Raw genomic sequence first — 20,284 nt, 5'->3', positions numbered from 1 at the left:
TAAGGTATTTCATATACTTTAAAATACAAGCTGCCTGGAATTCCAGGTAGCTTTTTTTGTATCGTCTTATTCCTATCTAATTTCGCTCTTCAAATACATCAGTTCCATTAGAGTATTATTTTATTCTATTTAATTTATTTTTTAAAGTATCATTTCTTGAGCCTTTGAATATGTGGTTTATTGGCTTTTTCATATGATTTTATGAATGCATTGTATATTTTTATAGTGTTGTCTTTAGAATGTAGCTAATGTTATATTCTCTCTATATTTTGAGGTTTATTGTCTATAAATCTTAAAAAAACTGGCTTTAATTACAATGATCGTACTTCTAAATAAGGAACTAAAGATTTTATCACTGAGTATAAAGGATACTTTATTAGTGAGGTGATCTGTAATTGAGCTTTATCATATTTTATTTGTTAACCTTAACCAATTAACGGATTGAAAAAGATTAGTTTCTTAAAACCATTGACCAGGGTGGGAACTGTAGGTTTGTTATATCTACTGTTTTGTGCCCAAATGGCCATTGCTCAGGGAGTTGAGCATGGTGCCATAATTAAAATTAAACTCACCGAAAATGCCGCACAGAAACTCACGCAGTCGGCTTTCACTTATTCTAAACAAGGATTTCTTCAAACAGGCCTTAGTAATATTAATCGGGTAGCGGAGCAGGTAGATATTACCAAATTCGAACGAGTTTTTAGACCAGCAGGTAAATATGAGGCAAAGCACAGAAAGTATGGCCTCCATTTATGGTACGAAGTATCAGTAGCGGAAATTTCGCCTAATGTAGATTTAAAGGCTCTCTTTGAATCTCTTCCTGAGGTACAAATGGTTGACAATTTTAAAGACAAACAAATGGTACCTGTCATTAAAACCGAACCAAATGGTACTGTCAACTCCTCTAATGATACTGACCCTTTTCTGCCATATCAATGGGCTATAGATAATTACGGTCAAGATGGGGGACTGCCCGATGCAGACATCGATTTATTAAAGGCCCTAAAATTAATTGAGGGAAGCAAGGATGTAATTGTGTCTGTACATGATACTGGAATTTATACAGATCATGAAGATTTAAAAGATAATATGTGGATTAATAAGGGGGAAATACCTGATAACGGTATCGATGATGATAATAATGGTTATATCGATGATATTTACGGCTTTAACTTTTCTACTAATACAGACCATAGCTTTATAAATGGGGGAGAGCACGGTACACATGTGGCAGGCACCGTAGCAGCCAAAAATTTAAATGGCTTGGGTGTGATGAGTGCTGCAGGCGGTAGCGATGCAACTACTGGCGTGCAATTAATGACCTGTGGTATATTTGATCTATTCACTTCAGGAGGTATTGAAGATTCGTATGTTTATGCCGCTGACAATGGGGCTGTTATTAGTCAAAATAGCTGGGGTTATACCAGAGCGGGAGCGTATGAACAATCGGTGCTAGATGCAATAGATTATTTTATAGCTGAAGCCGGTTATGATGAAAACGGAGATCCTTACGGACCAATGCAGGGTGGCATTCTCATCTTTGCCGCTGGTAACGATGGGGAATCTTCAGCTCACTATCCGGCTTTTTATGATAGAACCATAGCAGTAGCGGCATCTGATAGAAATGATCAGCTAGCAGATTTTTCTAATTATGGAGATTATGTTGATATAACTGCTCCTGGTGTAGATATCTTGAGTACCTCCACGTATTACGAAGATTTTGAGGATTACTATGAAATACTCTCGGGTACCTCTATGGCATGTCCACAGGTTACAAGTGTAGCAGCGCTTATTGTTTCTAAGTATGCTGGGAACATTACTCCGGATCAAGTGCGTGAAAAACTGTTGAGGTCAGCAGATAGGGTTTCATCACTGGGGGAGGGCACTGGTTCAGGAAGGTTGAATGCTTACCGTGCTCTTATGGATAGTCAAATCTCAGGAAAGCCAGAGGCTATTACAAATTTTAAAATGGATAAATTCTTATACAGCAAGCTGAGGTTGAGCTGGACAGCACCGAGCACAGAAAATACTATTCCTGATTATTTTGAAATAAGATATTCTAGAAATAAGATAACTGCGGAGAACTATAATAATGCTTCTATTTTAAGAGTATTTGATTTTGATGCCAATGATGAAAAGGTACAGGTTTTAGTTGATAACCCCGCTTTATCTGCGGGACACTTATACTTTGCTATTAAAAGTATAGATGTTTATGGCAATGCTTCTGACATTTCAAATGTGTTTTTTATATATACACCTCCATCGTCTCAATCACCTGTATTTAATTGTAATGATGATGATTTTAATGCCACAGTTAACGTTACGCGCTCTCCTTCTATAAATATTGACTTTCTTATTGGTAATAAAGGCGCCAGCGGAAGTCCCTTGTCTGCAGAGTTAAAGGAAGTTAAGTTATTGGACTATGATAACTTTTCAGATATAAGTTATGAGCTTCCGCCCAATGTACTGGATATGCATTGGGTGAGGTACGTAAATACTAGCGTATACATACATAGTAATAGTTATGAAGATATCGATTTTACTTTTGAAGCAGTTGACCTACCAGATGGGAAGTATACAATAGGTTTTATGTTAGAAACGAATGATCCTAATAACGAGTTTGTGCAGCTTACGGGCAACTTGACTGTAAGGGGGCATAATCCTGAAGTAAGTATAGAGCAAAGCGTTTTGCAGTTTGGGAGTGTATTTGTAGGTGACACTCTGTCTAAAATGTTAACAATTACTAACAATGGAATGGGGGCTTTAGCTATTAAAAAGGTAACTTCTGATAATAATCAGTATAGCTTAAAGGGTGAAGACAAAATATTTGTTGCTCCCAAAACTACAGCTAGCTTTCCTATTAATTTTCACCCTAAATCAGTAGCCTATATTCAGGAAGAAATCCAGTTATGGAATAAGTTACCTGATCAGGATAATTATGTAATAACAGGTGCAGGAGTAGGTATGTCTCCACCGAAGCTCGGTCTTGATAAATCTACTTATGCGCTAGATTTAAACTATGAAGAAACGACTGAAGAGGCACTAATTTTAAAAAATCAAGGAGCATATCCTTTAAGCTATTCGTTTGAAAGCACCACTTTGAAAGATCAGCTTCTAGGTAATGATGGACATAGTGGGACTGATTTTGATTTTGGTTATAGATGGCGAGATAGCCAATCAGAGGGAGGCCCGGAATTTAATTGGATAGATATCTCGCAAGTTGGTACGCGGATACTTTATTCTGAATCGCAAGATAGTCATCTCCTCGATTTTGGTTTTCAGTTTCCATTCTATGGTCAGAATTACTCACGTGTATCAATTCTAGATAATGGAGTGTTGGCGTTCGATTATACAGGTGAATTAGCATATTCTGATTGGAGTAACCCTATACCAACCCCTAATGACAATGCTGATAATTTTATAGCTCCTTATGGAGGTGATATGAGAACTCCTGATTATAGTTACGGTGAGTTTCCAACTAAAATTTACTACTACGAAACAGATTCTTCTTTAATAGTACAGTATCAGGACCTACGAGAAAGAGGAGGTTTAATACCAGCGAATTTTGAGGTTATTTTATATAAATCAGGTGACATTGTTTTTAATTATTTGGAAATAGAGAATGCACATGAAGTTTATGAAACTTTAGTGGGTATTGAAAATGCTGATGGAACTGATGGGTTTACTATAGTGCACAGGCAGAGGGGAAAATTGTTGAAAGATCATATGTCAATAGCCATTTCACCTAATAGGTTTAATTTTATAGAGACAGTATCACCAAGTGAAGGCGTTATTCTTCCTCAGCAATCAGCTACAGTGAATTTTACTGTTAATTCTGAAGGCGTAAATAATGGAGATCATACCAATTACCTTCGCTTAACTAGTAGTGATCCACAAAAGAAAACCATGACAATTCCAGTAAGGTTAACAATGAATGGAAGTGCCGACTTAGAAATAAAAAATGGACTGGACTGGCAAAATGCTTTAGAGAAAGATACTGTATGGCACGACTTATTAGTAACTAATAGAGGTAATAAGGATGCTATTATTGATACTATAGAGGTGGGGAATAGTCACTTTATAGTAAAAGGAAATTATACAGGAAAAATCATTAAAAAGCAGAGGTCAATTAACCTTATTGTGGGGTATTTAGCAGAAGAAATAGGAGAAGAGAGTTCTTACCTTAATGTTTTATTGCAAAATATGCATTCAGCAAGCTTTGACCTAAAAGCAAACACAATAGAAGCACCGCAAATATCTGTAAATACTGATACACTAGAGTATACCATAACAACCAAAGGAGTAAAATATGATACTATAACTTTTAAGAACCTTGGAGGATCACCGTTGAGCTACAAAATGTCGGGTAATTATTGGCTTAATGCTAAGGTTATAGAAGAAGAAACTAATGAAGTAGCTCGCCAAAAAGAAGATTTTTTTGAGGGAAAAGATAGCTTTGGGTATAAATGGAGTCATAATTCGTTAAATAATTTTCAAGAATACAATTGGATAGAAATTTCTGCCATAGGTGAAAATATTACTGATGACTTAATATTTTCAGGTAAAGTGGCAGGAAGAAAACTATATAAGTTACCTATGGCCTTTGATTTTCCTTTTTATGGCAAAACCTATGATTCTTTATGGGTGTCCAGCTATAGTGATATTTACTTTGGAGCGGATGAGCCGCGTGTATATGCCCAAAACCATATAAAAGCGTTGAGCTGGGATTACTTAATTACTCCTTATTATGGTAAAGCTTATTATTACTCTAATGAGGAATATACTGTATTTCAGTTTAATCAAGTAGAAGGAGGAATTTATTCATCGGGCAGGGTAACGTTTCAGGTGGTTTTATATCCGTCAGGAAAGATTGTTTTTAATTACAAAAATGTAGTTTCTTTCTCTCTTTATTATGCTTGTGATATAGGTATTTCCAATGAAGATGGATCGGACGGATTTAATATTCAGCAAATAGTAGGGCATTCAATTGATATACCTAATGGAGATCAAACGAGTATAATAATTACTCCACCGTCTTCATCTGAACTCTCAGCCTCTAAATCACAAAAGGTTAAACTTAGTATGGATCCTAAAATATTAGAAAACGGGGTAAACTATGGGAGTTTAAGGATTCAGTCTAATGACCCTTTAGCTAAGTCTTTCAACATACCTATAAAAGTGACTCTTGACCTAAAAGATGAGTTAACCTACTCTGAGGATACGTTGAATTTTGAAACCATATATATAGATAATGGAAATGCATCTAAAGAAATGACGCTGTTAATTACTAATGAAACAGCTAACGAGGTGATGATAGATCAAATATCATTTGATAACAATGCATTTTCGTTTGACACAGATGGCTTCAGCATTGATGGATTTAATCAAATGGAATGCAAAATTAATTTTGAGTCCGAAGAAATGGGTGATTATTCTGGGTTCATGACTATGGTGAGTACTACTGGTGAAGTTTTTCAGCTGCCATTATTGGCTAGGGTGGCAGAGGCTCCTCACTTCTCATTAAATAATGATTATAATTATAAACTAAAAAATAGCGAAACTAAAACTGAGGTTTTCCCGGTGTTAAATGACGGTGGAAGTAAATTGGATATGAATATTCACACTACTTTTGATAACCAAGGAAATCTTCCATGTTCAGATTCTCTATACTATACTACTTCGAGCCCACTGAGCTATGTGGGAAGTGGCTTGAATGGCAACTTTTTTTATAGCGCTGCTAAATTTGTGTCTGGTAAGGATGGATTTTTACTTTCTTATGTCAGTAATTGGATTAAAACAGATGATAATCTCTCCGATTTTAAAATCAATATATATTCGGGAGGTGCGTCACCCGCTGAAGGTAATTTGTTATACAGTCAGCCTTTTAAAGAAAGAGCAGAGCAGGGAGGGTACCTTTATTTAACACTGAATAAAAGTATTCATTTTTCTGCAGGAGAAGTTTTCTGGGTTGAATTTGAGTTTCCGAAAAACATGTTGTATCCACAAGGTTATAGTTATGCTGAAGTGGACGTAGATAGTGATGAAGTTAATATGTGGAAAATCGGCTCGGGTGTATGGAAGCCAATTTCTAAATTAGGAACTCAAATTAATGCTGTATTTAATATTGGAGTTTATTCTAGAGAAAGTAAATATGCTTACTTCTCTCATCCAGTAAGTGAAATAAAAGCTGGTGAAACTAACAATTATGAACTTCAATTGAGCACCAAGAATATATCACACGGGGTACACAAAGGTCAATTTCTTATAAAAACCAATATTCCGGAACAGGAGTTATTAATGCAACCTTTTGACGTTACTGTTAACAGTATTCCTTACTTTGATCCGCCTGTGGCTGATACCGTAACTGTGAATGAAGGAGAGCTGGTTCAAATTGATATCAACTCTAAAGATGATGATGGTACGATTGATTCGTATATTTTAGGTACACAAATGCCCAATATGTATTTGTATACTGATAACGGTCAAACTAAACTTCAATTTACACCTAACTTTTATCAGTCAGGTCATTACCCAGTTAGAGTGGGGGCTGTAGATGATGCTGGTGATGTTGGATATCTTGATTTTGTTATTGAAGTTAAGAATGTAAATAGGGAGCCAGAAGTGATATTGTGGCCAGAAGACCAAACCGTACAGCTTGGAGAGTCTATTTTCCCTATAGAATTGTCACAGTTTTTTAATGATCCTGATAGAGAAGAGCTAAACTACTCTGTGTTTTCATCTAATGCTAATATTCTGGGAGCCAATGTGGTAGGTACATACCTATATCTTTCGACTTTAGATGCCGGTAAGGCTTATGTGAGTATTGTGGCTGTAGACGGCAATGGGGCTGCTGCTAGTGTTTATTTTGAGGTTACCATTCAAGATAATAATGTGGTGGCGAGAAAAGTACAAGTGGATACGGACAGTGAAAGTGTGTTGAATAACGAGTTTTCTCTAAAAATGTATCCAAATCCAGCTCAGCAGTTTGTAGCATTGAGTTATCAAAACGACTCAGCATCAGATATATTAATTGAAGTAGTAAGCAGTAAAGGTCAGGTGCTACAAGCCATAAAAGAAAGTGGAAGTGGTTATCATACATCTATTTTAAGTATTGCTCAGTTAAACCCTGGTGTATACATGATAAAGGTGCAGATGGGAGGCAAAATAGTGACCGAAAGGTTAGTTAAAGAATAAGTAAAAAGGGCCGAAAGGCCCTTTTTTATTTTTTAAATCTATCAGCTACAATCAAGTCTTTGGTGCCATGCCCCCAGTTATAAAAGCCACTGCCAGATTTTACTCCTTTATGTCCAGCTTCAACCATGTTCACTAGTAAAGGACATGGCGCATATTTAGGGTTGCCAAATCCATCGTGCAATACTTTAAGAATAGATAAGCAAACGTCTAACCCAATGAAATCTGCAAGCTGCAAAGGTCCCATAGGGTGAGCCATTCCTAATTTCATTACTGTGTCAATTTCTTGTACGCCTGCTACTCCTTCATATAATGAATAGATAGCCTCATTAATCATAGGCATAAGAATTCTATTAGCAATAAAGCCAGGGTAGTCATTAACTTCTACAGGTACTTTACCCAATTTTTCGGAGAGAGACATAATCTGCTGAGTTACTTCGTCAGAAGTGTTGTAACCTCTTATTACCTCTACCAGTTTCATTACCGGCACTGGGTTCATAAAATGCATGCCTATTACTTTATCAGACCTTTTAGTTACTGCAGCTATTTTAGTAATACTGATAGACGATGTATTGGTAGCTAAAATAGTGTGCTCAGCGCAGTAGCTGTCTAAATCTTTGAAAATATTAAGTTTAAGTTCAGTGTTTTCCGTTGCAGCTTCTACTACTAAATCTACGTCTGCTACACCTTGCTGAGTGTTGGTGTAGGTTGTAATATTGCTCAGCGTGCTGCTTTTATCCGCTTCGCTGATAAGTTCTTTTTTAATTTGCCTATCCAAGTTTTTCTCTATGGTGGCCAATGCTTTATCTAAAGATGATTGAGAAAGGTCTATAAGTGATACAGAAAAGCCCGTTTGTGCAAAAACGTGGGCTATTCCATTACCCATAGTTCCTGAACCTAGTACAGCTATTTTTTTCATGAGATGATAAGTTTATATTCAATTATTAGCGTTACCCAAATATATAAAGTTTGAAGGTGACTGCATAAGTATAACCGTTATAGTCAGTATGGTGTTATTGTTTAAATATAAGATTGTATGTTAAAAGAATTTAAGAAGTTCATATCCAGAGGTAATGTAGTAGAGTTGGCAGTAGGCCTTATTTTGGCCACTTACTTTGGGGCTATTGTAAAATCGTTTGTTGATGACATCATAATGCCTCCTGTGGGGCAGATGGTTGCAGGAATTGACTTTTCAAAACTAAAATACAAGATAGGAGAACGAACATTGCCCGATGGCACTTTGGAGCAAATTACTATTAACTATGGTGCTTTTATAAACACAGTAGTTACTTTTTTTGTGGTGGCATTGGCTGTATTTGCACTTACTAAACTTTACAATAACTTTTTGAAAAAGAAGAAAGAAGAGCCAGCAGCGGCCGAAACAGCACCTACTAGCCAAGAACAGTTGCTTATAGAAATAAGAGACGAACTGCGAAAACAAAATACGAGCAACGTGTAATATCAATTGCATAACACATTACATATTTACTTTTATTAGCTTTGCAGAATGGAAATAGGTAAATACTACGATCTGGAGGTAGCTAAAGAGGTAGACTTTGGAGTTTATTTAAATTCTGAGTGGGGTGAAATATTGCTGCCAATAAAATATGTTCCTGAAAATCTTCAGGTAGGAGATACTATCAATGTATTTGTACATAGAGATTCTGAAGACCGTATTTTGGCTACTACTTTAAAGCCTAAAGGCCAGCTCGATGATATATTGGTGCTAAAAGTTTCACATGTAAATGATCACGGGGCATTTATGGATTGGGGACTTGAAAAGGATCTTTTCGTGCCAAAAAGAGAACAACATGTGCCCTTTAGAGAAGGAGCTAGGTATGTAGTAAGAATTTGCCTTGACTATAAATCAGATAGATTAATAGGAGTAGGGAAGATCAATACCTTCTTGCAAGAGGCTGATGAAGAAATAAAAGAGGGTGATGAAGTAGCCTTAATGATTTACAGTATTACCGATAAAGGTTTCATGGCGGTCATAAATAATAAGTATAAAGGCCTCATCTATAGAAATGAAGTATTTGAAGATTTGCGTATAGGCGATGAGAAAGAAGGGGTGGTGAAAAAAGTGAGAGAAGATGGTAAAATTGACCTATCTATCAATAAAGTAGGAAAAGTAGCCATAGATGAGAATAGTGAAACCGTTCTTAACATACTTAAGATACACGGAGGCTTTTTGCCTTACCACGATAAATCTTCACCAGAAGATATTATTGAAAATTTTAACATGAGTAAAAAGGCTTTTAAAAAGGCCATAGGTAGTCTTTATAAAAGTAAATTGATAAATATAGAAGACGAAGGAATAAGAGTTATAGGCAGTAATTAATTACTGCCTTTTTTTTGCCCTTAAACAATGAGCTAACATACAATTATGCGTACATGGACATAAAGCCTGAGGCCGGAAAATAATTCAATGCCATACTATGCAATAACCCTACTTCTTAAATGAGGGGGTATTTTCGCAGAACTCCGGCTGTTTACTTCTAGTCTTAATATATCAGTAGGTTTTAAGCATAAAACAGCTCTATCATGATAAACCGCAATAGGTGCCTTTAATAAATGCGGATTGTTATTGAGTACATCTAACCAGCCATTCATGGTAAAGGCATTGCCACGTACTTTCGCTTGGTAGTCCGAGTGAGATTTGTTAAGTAAGTCTTTAGGTTTAAGCTCCAGTAAGTTTACAATTTCTTTCCATAGTGTGGTGGTGAGCTTCATATTAGCGAGGTTAAGCTCATTAACGTTGTGGGAGATGGATCTGGCGTAGGCTCTAGTTTGTTTACCTGAATTTAAAGAAGCATCATTAAATATTAGTAAAAGTTCATTAGGGTGTAATTGTAGGCTTTTCATTATAGTATGATTTGGTAAGTATCATAATATAATAAAAAAATACATCAATGTAAATTGTTGTAAATGAGCTTGTTGTGTGTTGTTTTATTGAGAAAGAAAGTTAAATTGTAATAATTCTAATCCTTGTAAACTAGTACCTCTTTCGCTAAACCAGTGGCATTAAATCTTATGCTAAGGTAAGTATGAGTGCCTTGCGAATCGCTTTTTTCTTTGCAATTAGGCGAATTTTTTATTTCATAGAAGAAAAATTTCTGACTACGTTTATATAGGTTGTTTTTATCTGGCTTCCCTAGCACATTTACAATTTCGTCCTGATTGAGGCCTTTTAGCATGTTCTTTACTTCTTCTAATTGAGGTTGCATTAAAGCCCTTTGACCATTACATCCATTTACATCTTCCTGCCAAAGGCTTTCGTCAAAGTTGGGTAAGTCTATAGTTTTGTTGCAAGAGGTAAAAGCTACTAATAGTATAAATATGCCTAAATACTTCATGAGAAATGCATTGTATTTAATGAAAGAAGTGACAAAGTAAAAGATTGGTAAGTTCATAAACCAGAAAGTTATAATTTAAAAAATTAACAGCGTTAATTAAACCGATTGTCTATATAAAGCGTACATGGTTTAAAAATTATGCTATAACTTAGCAGCCATTAAATAGATGATTTTATGACGCGTTTGATTAAAGTATTTTGGTTTGTGTCTCTTGTAGTAGGGCTAGGTGTTTTATTATATGTTTATGCGGGGTTAGCAGAAGATGTTGTGTATAGCATCGATCAATTTGGTAATCCACTAAGCTCAATCGGAAGAGAGCAATTTTTTTATGTAGCACTTGCTATTTTAGTGATAGCTAATTTTTCTCTTTATACTGTATCAAGGTCTATGCGATACAAAAACAGTGGCACTAATATAATGCTTGTAAATTGGCAGTTAAGTTTTGCTATAGTTTTAAACTTCTTTTTTATCGTGTCATTAGCTTTTCTTTCTGTTTTAAATAGCAACGAGCACTTTAACTACGATACCATTGGGTACTTAGTATATGTGTCGCTGGGTCTTATTTTTATTTGGGTAATAGGGCTGCCTGCTCTTCTTATTAAGAATAGAATTTCTTCTTAATTCAAAATTTTATTGTCCATTCATAATGTATTGATTTTTAAGTTGTTATGAATGGTTCTCTAAATTTTTCCTGTAGATATTTTTGATGGTGTTTACTTTCATAGGCTTGAATAAATGTTAAAATTGGTGTTTATTCGCTAGTCCGTTTTTCCCTTAAATTTTTTTAAATGGCTGAAGAGAATAAGATAGAGTATACTGAAGACAGTATTAAGTCGCTAGACTGGAAAGAACATATAAGGTTAAGACCTGGTATGTATATAGGTAAGTTAGGAGATGGTTCTGCTCAGGACGATGGTATATACGTACTTGTAAAAGAAGTGATCGATAATAGTATCGATGAACATATGATGGGGCATGGAAAAACCATCGAAGTGAAGATTACAGAGTATAGGGTAGAGGTGAGAGATTATGGTAGGGGTATTCCACTGGGTAAAGTGGTAGACTGTGTTTCAAAAATCAATACCGGAGGTAAATATGACTCTGGAGCATTTCAAAAATCTGTAGGTCTGAATGGAGTCGGTACCAAAGCTGTTAATGCTTTGTCTAACTATTTTAAAGTACAGTCTTACAGAGACGGTCAAACTAAGGTGGCGGAGTTCCATAGAGGGGAGTTGGTGAATGACCACGAAGTAAAAAGTAGTAGCGGAAGAAACGGTACTGCCATTGCTTTTGAACCAGATGGAACAGTTTTTAAAAACTTCCATTTTATTCCCGATTATTTAAATGACCTATTTTGGAATTACGTATTCCTTAATGCCGGGCTTACCATTAATTTTAATGGTAACAAGTATTTTTCTGAAAATGGATTAAAAGATCTGTTAAATAGAAAAACTGACGAAGAAAATTTAAGATATCCTATCATTCACCTTAAAGGTAATGATATAGAAATGGCTTTGACTCACTGTAACCAATATGGAGAGGAGTACTACAGCTTCGTTAATGGTCAGTACACCACTCAAGGAGGTACACACTTGGCAGCAATGCGCGAGGCAGTGGTAAAAACGATACGAGACTTCTATAAAAAAGATTTTGATGCCACTGACGTTAGAGCTTCTATTGTAGGAGCTATAGCAGTAAGAGTTCAAGAGCCGGTTTTTGAATCTCAGACTAAAACAAAGCTTGGTTCGCAAAACGTAGGACCTGATGGACCTACCATGAGAACTTTTGTTAATGACTTTGTAAAAACTGAGTTAGACAATTTCTTACACAGAAACCAAGAGGTGGCAGATGCGTTGTTAAAACGTATTATGCAGTCGGAAAGGGAGCGTAAAGAAATAGCTGGTATTAAAAAGCTGGCTAATGACAGAGCTAAAAAGGCCAATCTTCATAATAAGAAACTGCGCGATTGTAGAAAGCACTACAATGACAAAAAGGGTGATAGAGCTGATGAAACCATGATTTTCATTACTGAGGGAGACTCTGCAAGTGGATCTATCACTAAATCGCGCGATGTGCAAACTCAGGCTGTATTCAGTTTAAGAGGTAAACCGCTTAACTGCTTTAACCTTACTAAAAAGGTAGTGTATGAAAATGAAGAATTCAACCTGCTTCAGCATGCCTTAAATATAGAAGATGGTATAGAAGGATTAAGGTACAGAAAAATTATAATCGCTACGGATGCCGATGTAGATGGTATGCACATTCGATTATTGTTGCTCACTTTCTTTTTACAATTCTTCCCAGAATTGATAAAGCAAGGGCATGTCTATATACTTGATACACCGCTTTTTAGGGTAAGAAATAAGAAAGAGACCATTTATTGTTATTCTGATGAGGAGAGAAGGGCGGCCATCGCAAAATTAGGTGCTAAACCAGAGATTACCCGATTTAAAGGGCTTGGTGAAATATCTCCAGATGAGTTTAAAAACTTTATAGGTGAAGATATTCGATTAAACCCGGTTATTCTTAATAAAGAAACTACGGTAAATAATCTTTTAACTTTCTACATGGGTAAAAACACGCCTAAACGTCAGGATTTTATTGTAGAGAACCTGAGAGTAGAAAAAGATATTGTACAGGAAGAAAAAGAAGTAGCTTAATTTCTTTGCATAAATATTGCAAAAAAATACTTTTTGCAATATTTATGCAAAATTCATACTATTGTAATTATTTTACAATAAAATTATGCAGCACTATATTATCATGGCAGATATCATTGGCAGTTCCTCAAAATCAGGGGCTGAATTGATGACTCATTTTAAGTCTATGGTAAAGGCTGTGAATACAAAATATAAGAGTGAGATAGATTCTCCCTTAACTATTACACTGGGAGATGAGTTTCAAGGAATTGTGAAAACACTAAAAGTAGCAATTGAGATAATATTTGAGATGGATGAGCTATTATTAAGCTCACCGGTAGACTATAAACTTCGTTATGTTATTAATTACGGAGAAATAGATACGCCCATATCTCATGATATAGCTTATGAAATGCTAGGAGATGGGCTTACCAAAGCCCGTTATACATTAAATGGATTAAAAGGCGAAGATAAAGAGGTGCATGTTGCTGGGCTGGCCGAGCATCAAAATGAAAACCTGAACATGGCTTTTATTTTATACAGGTCGCTCTATAACAGTTGGTCAAAAAAGGATAAGCCTTTTGCTGCTGGCTTTTTAAAAGAAGGTGACTATAAAAAAGTGGCAGCAGCGTTTGATAAAGACATTTCTAGCATGTGGAGGAGGGAGAAGAGTTTAAAAATAAACGAATTTTTAATATCTAAAAGACTCATTCAAAATTTAGCGTATGCGTAACATACTCATTTATGCGGTTATAATTATTCTGAGCGAAGGGTTGGCCATTTTTATATTTTGGTTTTTGGCCCGCATGAATAAGAAGAACACTGCTAATAAAATAAGTGGTAGCAGCGTAATTAAAGGAATTTTGGAACGTGCGTTCATTACATTTTCTATGGTAAATGGAATTACGCAGTCTTTAACTCTTTTTTCTGCATTAAAAATAGCAACAAGAATTAAGGATGAAGATCCTATATCAAATGATTATTACTTACTGGGAAATTTGTTTTCAATAACACTTGCCCTTATTTATAGTCAATTGTTTGATAAAATACTGGCATAGCAGTTAACGTACTGTTTTTTTAAAGAGGTTTATTAATTTTTTAAAATCTAATGGCTGAAGAAAACGAGGAAAATAACTTAAACGAAGAGGAGAATAATTCGGAAAAGGACGTAATACATGATGTGGTGCCGGTATCGGGCATGTATGAAAACTGGTTTTTGGAGTATGCATCGTACGTAATATTAGAGCGGGCCGTTCCGGCTATTGAAGATGGTTTTAAGCCAGTGCAGAGGCGTATTATGCATGCCATGAAAGAACTAGATGATGGCAGGTACAACAAAGTGGCCAATATCATTGGTAGTACCATGCAGTATCACCCCCATGGAGATGCTTCCATTGGAGATGCTATAGTAAATCTTGGCCAAAAAGACTTATTGATTGATACTCAGGGTAACTGGGGTGATATTAGAACTGGAGATGGAGCTGCTGCACCTCGTTATATTGAAGCAAGACTTTCCAAATTTGCTCTGGAGGTAACGTATAATCCACAAACTACAGACTGGCAGCTTTCTTATGATGGTAGAAAGAAAGAGCCGGTAACCTTACCGGTAAAATTTCCATTGTTGCTAGCCCAAGGAGTAGAGGGGATTGCCGTTGGTTTAAGTACTAAAATTTTGCCTCATAATTTTATAGAGCTTATCAAGGCTTCTATAGATATATTGAAGGGCAAAAATCCTAATATATACCCTGATTTCGCCACCGGAGGTTACGCTGATTTTTCAGAATATAACCAGGGCCTTAGAGGCGGAAAGGTTAAAGTAAGGGCCAAAATAGAAGAGTATGACAAGAAAACTCTTGTTATTAAAGATATTCCTTTTGGTACTACTACTACAGGCTTAATTGACTCCATCATTAAGGCTAATGATAAAGGAAAGATTAAAATTAAGCAGGTAGTTGATAACACTGCTGCCGATGTAGAAATTTTGGTGTCTTTAGCCGCTGGGCAGTCTCCAGATATTACTATAGATGCTTTATATGCATTTACCGATTGTGAGCTATCAATTTCTCCTAATGCATGTATAATCATAGATGAAAAACCGCATTTTATGCCGGTTAATGAAATTCTTAAGATCAATACCAACCAAACGGTTGAATTATTGAGAAGAGAATTAGAGATTAAAAAGCATGAATTGATGGAGAAGATTCTATTTTCTTCATTAGAAAAGATATTCATAGAAAATAGAATATACAGAGACATAGAGGAGTGTGAGACTTGGGAAGCAGTAATTGCAACTATTGATAAAGGATTAGATCCGTACAAGCCTCAGTTTTATAGAGAAATTACCGAAGAGGACATCATCAGGCTTACAGAAATTAGAATCAAACGTATTTCTAAGTTTGATAGCTTTAAAGCAGATGAATTACTTCGTAAACTAGAAGAAGAGCTTAAAGAAACAGAATATCACTTAGCGCATATCATCGATTTTGCTGTAGATTATTTCTCAAGATTATTAGAGAAATATGGTAAAGGTAAAGAGCGTAAAACTGAAATTAAGTCGTTTGATGCTATTGATACTACCATAGTAGCTGCTAATAATCAAAAACTATACGTTAATAGACAAGATGGTTTTGTTGGTTATAGCCTTAAAAAAGATGAGTTTGTTTGTGAATGTTCTGACCTTGATGACATCATAGTTATCAGAAGAGATGGTAAGTGCGTAGTTTCTCGTATTGCAGACAAGGTGTTTATGGGTAAAGACATTCTGCATGTTGGCGTTTGGAAGAAGGGAGACGAAAGGATGACTTACAACCTGATTTATCTGGATGGAAAAACGGGTAGGTCTATGGCCAAGAGATTTCATGTAACTGCTGTTACCAGAGATAAAGAGTACGACCTCACTAAGAAAAATAAAGGCTCTAAAATTCTTTATTTAACGGCTAATCTTAATGGAGAGGCTGAAGTGATTAATGTAAAATTAACATCTGGTTGTACTGCTCGAAAAAAAGTGTTTGATTTCGATTTTGCAGAGATTGATATCAAAGGAAGAGGTGCAGGAGGAAATATATTGACTCGTTACCCCGTTCGTAAAATAGAATTAAAATCTGAAGGGGTATCAACGCTTAGTGGTTTAGATATTTGGTACGATGAGTCCGTAGGGCGTTTAAATAAGGACGAACGTGGTATTCACATTGGCACTTTCAATGGTGATGATAACATTCTTGTAATTTATAAAGATGGTCATTATGAGTTAACTTCCTATGAGCTTACTAATCGTTATGAGCCAGATAAAATTATGCTCATAGAGCGCTTTAATCCTAAAAAAGTGATTTCAGTGGTGCACTATGATGGAGATAGTAAAACATACTATATTAAACGTTTCCAGATTGAGACTACCAGCATAAACAAAAAGTTTGCATTCATCAGTGAAGCCTCGGGGTCTAAATTGATAGTGGCCTCTACTTATGATAAAGCCATAGTTGAATTACAATTTACCAAGGGCAAAGGAAAGGAAGTAGAAGTAGAGGAAATTGCGCTCGATGAAGCTATTGATGTGAAAGGGTGGAAGGCCATTGGAAACAAAATATCGCAGTATGATGTGAAAAAAGTGAAATATGTGGGAGGCTCCAATTACGAGAAGGAAGTGACAGAAGACGAAGGTGATGATGATGAAGACGATGATGGATTAGAAGCAGGATCGACTATTAAGTTATTTTAAAGAATTTTTTATACTAAATAACGGAATAGAAAGTATATTATTAAGTACCCTTATTAAAAGGGTACTTTCTGTGTTTATATAGGTCTCATTAATTAATAGTAAAACATTTTAGTATTAATCCCATTAATTGGATTAACGATTAACTGGCTCTCTGTCAGTTAGAAATGATAAAAAAATTGGATGAAAATATTTAAGGTAATACTTAAATTTGTAGTTTTTGTTATATCAACTATTGTTTTTTGTGTTTTAATATCAAATATTTGGATCTATTTTGATACCAATGATCAGATCTATAGTGATATTGAAAAGGTACCAGAAGCAAAAGTTGGATTAGTTTTAGGTACAAGCCATTTGTTAATGAATGGTTCGCCTAACCCATATTTTAAAGAGCGGATGCAGACGGCAGCCGAGCTTTATAAGGCAGGTAAAATAAAACATATATTAGTAAGTGGTGATAACGAAACCATTTATTATAATGAGCCTATAAAAATGCGCAAAGCGCTAATAAAACTAGGAGTTCCTGCTGAAGATATTACCCTTGATTATGCCGGTTTAAGAACTTTAGACTCTATAGTTAGGTGTAAAAAAATATTTGGTCAGGATAACGTAATTATTATTACTCAGCGATATCATGGACACCGTGCTTTATTTATTAGCAACTTTTATGATATGAGTGCCGTATTAATGGCAACAGATAAGGTTGAGGATATGGCTTTTCAGATTGTGGTAAGAGAGTGCCTTGCCCGAACATTAGCAGTTTGGGATCTGTATTTTATTCATAAGGGACCTAAATTTTTGGGCAAAAAAGAAACATTGGATATATAGTATTATTTGATACAACATTTAAAATCAACCTTGAAACGTACTTTTTATTTTTTATTTGCGATCCTATTGGGCTGTGCTGTGCTAATGCCATCGGTTATCCATGCTCAGAAAATTACTGTGAGTGGAAAAGTTACGGATGCCAATTCTGGAGACCCTATTCCTTTTGCCAATATTGTTTTTAAAGGAACCAATATAGGTACTACCACTAATTTTGAAGGTTTTTACAAGTTGGAAACAACACAAAATGTAGATTCCATCACTGCTTCATATATTGGTTATATATCAAAAACCAAGGCTATTAAACCGGGTATTACCACTATAGATTATCAGCTGGCAGAAGATGTAATGAGTCTCCAAGAGGTGGTTTTTGTAGCAGGGGAGAACCCTGCTTATGAAATTATGCGTAGCGTAATTAAGCACAAAGATCAAAATAACAAAAAATCATTAGAAGCCTACGAGTATGAAACTTATACTAAAATAGAGGTAGATGTAGATAATATATCAGATAAATTTAGGCAAAGAAAATTTATGCAGAAGATTACAAGCGTAATTGATAGCATAGAACTAATAGCTGGAGAAGATGGTAAACCTGTTTTGCCGGTATTTATTTCGGAATCTTTGTCCAAATACTACTATAGGAACAACCCAAAGCTTCAACATGAAAATATTCTAAAAACAAAAATTACAGGCGTAGGTATTGAAGATGGAACCCTAGTTTCTCAATTTATAGGCTCATCCTTTCAAGAATATAATTTTTATCAAAACTGGCTAAATATTGTTAGTAAAGAGTTTGTATCACCTATTGCTGATGGCTGGAAGCTTTATTATGATTATGACCTTACTGATAGTACGTACATTGGTGATGATTACTGCTATAGGTTAGATTTCTTTCCAAGAAGTGAGCAAGACTTAGCTTTTCAGGGTACTATGTGGATTACCAGAAAAGAATATGCTTTAAAACAAATTGATGCAACAGTAAGTCAAACTGCCAACCTTAACTACATTGAAAAGATAAAGATTCAACAAGAATTAGCACCAACTACTGCAGGGCCTTGGGTTCCTGTGAAAAATAGGGTGCTATTAGATATAGGTGAAGTAACGGAAAATATGGCCGGTGTATTGGCTAAGTTTTATACCTCTAATAAGAATATAAAAGTTAATGAGCCTAATGATTTGAAGTTTTATGCTAAACCCATTGAAATAGAGGAAGATGTTAACCTAAATAACGGAGATGTTTTCTGGGATCAGCATAGACATGAGCCCTTGTCGGCTACAGAGCAAAGTGTATATAAAATGATAGATACCATTAGGAATATTCCTGTGGTTAAAACTTATGCCGAAATTTTAAAAGTGGCCATAGGAGGTTACAAAAAAGTAGGGAAGATAGATTTGGGACCTTATTTGTCAGTTTATGCTAATAATACTGTAGAAGGGCATAGGTTTCAGCTTGGTGCGCGTACCAATATTGACTTTAGTGATAAATGGGTTTTTGGAGGAAGATTGGCATACGGAACTAAAGATGATGCCTTTAAATATCAGGGCTTTGTTGAAAATATTTTGAGCAGAGAAAGATGGACCACCATACGAGCCGAATATACTAAAGATATTGATCAAGTAGGGCTATCAGCAAATGATCTGATGGGTAACTATATATTTTTGGCTGCCACTAGGTTTGGAAAGTTGATAAAACCTTACAAATACAGACAGGCTCGTTTTATGTTCCAAAGGGAGTTGGTCAAAGGGTTTACTCAGAAAGTAGCTTTTAATTATAGAACCTTCGATCCATTATTTGATTTTACATATCAGGAAACCCCGGGTAATCCAGATTCACCAATACACAGCAGTTTTGAAACCGCTGAAGTGGTAGTAGAAGCTAGGTTTGCTAAAGACGAGCTATATGTGCAAAATGATAATGATAGGGTGAGCTTGGGAACTGATAAGTGGCCAATAGTGACCATGAGATTTACGCGTGGTGTTAAAGGTGTTTTAGGTAGTGATTTTAATTATAACAAATTAGGAATTAACATTACCAAAGATTTTAAAATGGGATTCTTCGGTACCAGTAACGTAACATTAGAAGGAGAACATATTTTTGAAAATTTACCTTACCCGTTATTAAAGGCACATATTGGTAATGAATCTCCATTCTATACTACGGCTGCGTTTAACCTTATGAATTATTCTGAATTTGTGAGTGATACTTATGCAGCCATCAGGTACAACCATTATTTCCAAGGTTTTATCCTCAACAGAATACCACTTATGCGTAAGTTGAAGTGGCGTACATTAGCCACTGCCAATGTTATCTATGGTCAATTAGATAGTGGCAATAAAGCTTTATTGCCAGTAGTTGAAGGAGGAGAGTCTTCTGATGTGATTCATTCGTTTAGAAAAAATACACCTTACGTTGAAGTAGGGTACGGAGTAGAAAATATTTTTAAAATATTGAGGATAGACTTTTTACACCGTTTAAACTATTTGGATAATCCTGATGTAAACAAATTCGCAGTTAAGCTGAGCTTCCAGTTTATTTTATAACTTTACAGCTTATAGTAAGT

The 20,284-nt window shown here is 35.5% G+C and carries 13 protein-coding genes; 10 read left to right on the top strand and 3 right to left on the bottom strand.

The window, feature by feature from the left end; translation table 11 throughout:
• Positions 1-441: 441 nt before the first annotated feature.
• Positions 442-7,194, top strand: a complete 6,753-nt coding sequence (locus tag ACXACQ_RS19355) for a S8 family serine peptidase (RefSeq protein WP_474977637.1) — start codon at positions 442-444, stop codon at positions 7,192-7,194.
• A gap of 25 nt (positions 7,195-7,219) precedes the next feature.
• On the opposite strand, the gene ACXACQ_RS19350 is transcribed toward ACXACQ_RS19355, so the two are convergent.
• Positions 7,220-8,110: a 3-hydroxybutyryl-CoA dehydrogenase gene (locus ACXACQ_RS19350; RefSeq protein ID WP_474977636.1), complete on the bottom strand. Its 891-nt coding sequence runs from the start codon at positions 8,108-8,110 to the stop codon at positions 7,220-7,222.
• 117 nt (positions 8,111-8,227) lie between these two features.
• On the opposite strand from ACXACQ_RS19350, the gene mscL reads away from it, so the two are divergent.
• Both mscL and ACXACQ_RS19340 read left to right on the top strand, forming a co-directional pair.
• On the top strand, positions 8,228-8,650 hold the full coding sequence (gene mscL / locus ACXACQ_RS19345) for a large-conductance mechanosensitive channel protein MscL (RefSeq protein WP_474977635.1): 423 nt from the start codon (positions 8,228-8,230) through the stop codon (positions 8,648-8,650).
• Between the two features lie 48 nt (positions 8,651-8,698).
• Positions 8,699-9,532, top strand: coding sequence for a CvfB family protein (locus ACXACQ_RS19340; protein WP_474977634.1), 834 nt, complete (start codon positions 8,699-8,701; stop codon positions 9,530-9,532).
• Between the two features lie 95 nt (positions 9,533-9,627).
• On the opposite strand, the gene ACXACQ_RS19335 is transcribed toward ACXACQ_RS19340, so the two are convergent.
• On the bottom strand, positions 9,628-10,056 hold the full coding sequence (locus ACXACQ_RS19335) for an arsenate reductase family protein (RefSeq protein WP_474977633.1): 429 nt from the start codon (positions 10,054-10,056) through the stop codon (positions 9,628-9,630).
• Positions 10,057-10,172: 116 nt separating this feature from the next.
• A complete protein-coding gene (locus ACXACQ_RS19330; protein WP_474977632.1) occupies positions 10,173-10,604 on the bottom strand; it encodes a hypothetical protein in 432 nt (143 codons plus the stop codon).
• Positions 10,605-10,721: 117 nt separating this feature from the next.
• Here ACXACQ_RS19330 and ACXACQ_RS19325 point away from each other — a divergent pair, with 117 nt between their 5' ends.
• The 7 genes from ACXACQ_RS19325 (at position 10,722) to ACXACQ_RS19295 (ending at position 20,264) form a co-directional block, all read left to right on the top strand.
• On the top strand, positions 10,722-11,168 hold the full coding sequence (locus ACXACQ_RS19325; protein WP_474977631.1) for a hypothetical protein: 447 nt from the start codon (positions 10,722-10,724) through the stop codon (positions 11,166-11,168).
• Between the two features lie 167 nt (positions 11,169-11,335).
• Positions 11,336-13,207, top strand: a complete 1,872-nt coding sequence (locus ACXACQ_RS19320; RefSeq protein WP_474977630.1) for a DNA topoisomerase IV subunit B — start codon at positions 11,336-11,338, stop codon at positions 13,205-13,207.
• An 85-nt stretch (positions 13,208-13,292) separates the two neighbouring features.
• Complete coding sequence (locus ACXACQ_RS19315; RefSeq protein WP_474977629.1) at positions 13,293-13,919, top strand: SatD family protein; 627 nt, start codon at positions 13,293-13,295, stop codon at positions 13,917-13,919.
• Positions 13,912-14,244 (top strand): hypothetical protein, encoded by a 333-nt coding sequence (locus tag ACXACQ_RS19310; RefSeq protein ID WP_474977628.1) that lies wholly within the window; start codon positions 13,912-13,914, stop codon positions 14,242-14,244. Before ACXACQ_RS19315 ends, ACXACQ_RS19310 begins: the two co-directional genes overlap by 8 nt.
• A gap of 50 nt (positions 14,245-14,294) precedes the next feature.
• Entirely contained in the window at positions 14,295-16,901 is a 2,607-nt protein-coding gene (locus ACXACQ_RS19305) for a DNA gyrase/topoisomerase IV subunit A (RefSeq protein ID WP_474977627.1), read from the top strand.
• 180 nt (positions 16,902-17,081) lie between these two features.
• A complete protein-coding gene (locus ACXACQ_RS19300) occupies positions 17,082-17,726 on the top strand; it encodes a SanA/YdcF family protein (RefSeq protein WP_474977626.1) in 645 nt (214 codons plus the stop codon).
• 30 nt (positions 17,727-17,756) lie between these two features.
• Positions 17,757-20,264, top strand: a complete 2,508-nt coding sequence (locus ACXACQ_RS19295) for a DUF5686 and carboxypeptidase-like regulatory domain-containing protein (RefSeq protein WP_474977625.1) — start codon at positions 17,757-17,759, stop codon at positions 20,262-20,264.
• The last annotated feature ends 20 nt before the right edge of the window (positions 20,265-20,284 follow it).

The sequence above is a fragment of the Fulvivirga sp. AWR4_260 genome, assembly GCF_056158185.1.
Note: the sequence above shows the minus strand (reverse complement) of the source record. Positions and strands in the feature narration are given on the sequence as shown.

What these genes read in the sequence shown, in the direction of transcription:
- ACXACQ_RS19335 (WP_474977633.1), bottom strand. Translation starts at nt 10,056, where the DNA reads ATGAAAAGCCTACAATTACACCCTAATGAACTTTTACTAATATTTAAT.
- ACXACQ_RS19315 (WP_474977629.1), top strand. Translation starts at nt 13,293, where the DNA reads ATGCAGCACTATATTATCATGGCAGATATCATTGGCAGTTCCTCAAAA.
- ACXACQ_RS19305 (WP_474977627.1), top strand. Translation starts at nt 14,295, where the DNA reads ATGGCTGAAGAAAACGAGGAAAATAACTTAAACGAAGAGGAGAATAAT.
- ACXACQ_RS19320 (WP_474977630.1), top strand. Translation starts at nt 11,336, where the DNA reads ATGGCTGAAGAGAATAAGATAGAGTATACTGAAGACAGTATTAAGTCG.
- ACXACQ_RS19350 (WP_474977636.1), bottom strand. Translation starts at nt 8,110, where the DNA reads ATGAAAAAAATAGCTGTACTAGGTTCAGGAACTATGGGTAATGGAATA.
- ACXACQ_RS19325 (WP_474977631.1), top strand. Translation starts at nt 10,722, where the DNA reads ATGACGCGTTTGATTAAAGTATTTTGGTTTGTGTCTCTTGTAGTAGGG.
- mscL (WP_474977635.1), top strand. Translation starts at nt 8,228, where the DNA reads ATGTTAAAAGAATTTAAGAAGTTCATATCCAGAGGTAATGTAGTAGAG.
- ACXACQ_RS19310 (WP_474977628.1), top strand. Translation starts at nt 13,912, where the DNA reads ATGCGTAACATACTCATTTATGCGGTTATAATTATTCTGAGCGAAGGG.
- ACXACQ_RS19300 (WP_474977626.1), top strand. Translation starts at nt 17,082, where the DNA reads ATGAAAATATTTAAGGTAATACTTAAATTTGTAGTTTTTGTTATATCA.
- ACXACQ_RS19340 (WP_474977634.1), top strand. Translation starts at nt 8,699, where the DNA reads ATGGAAATAGGTAAATACTACGATCTGGAGGTAGCTAAAGAGGTAGAC.
- ACXACQ_RS19330 (WP_474977632.1), bottom strand. Translation starts at nt 10,604, where the DNA reads ATGAACTTACCAATCTTTTACTTTGTCACTTCTTTCATTAAATACAAT.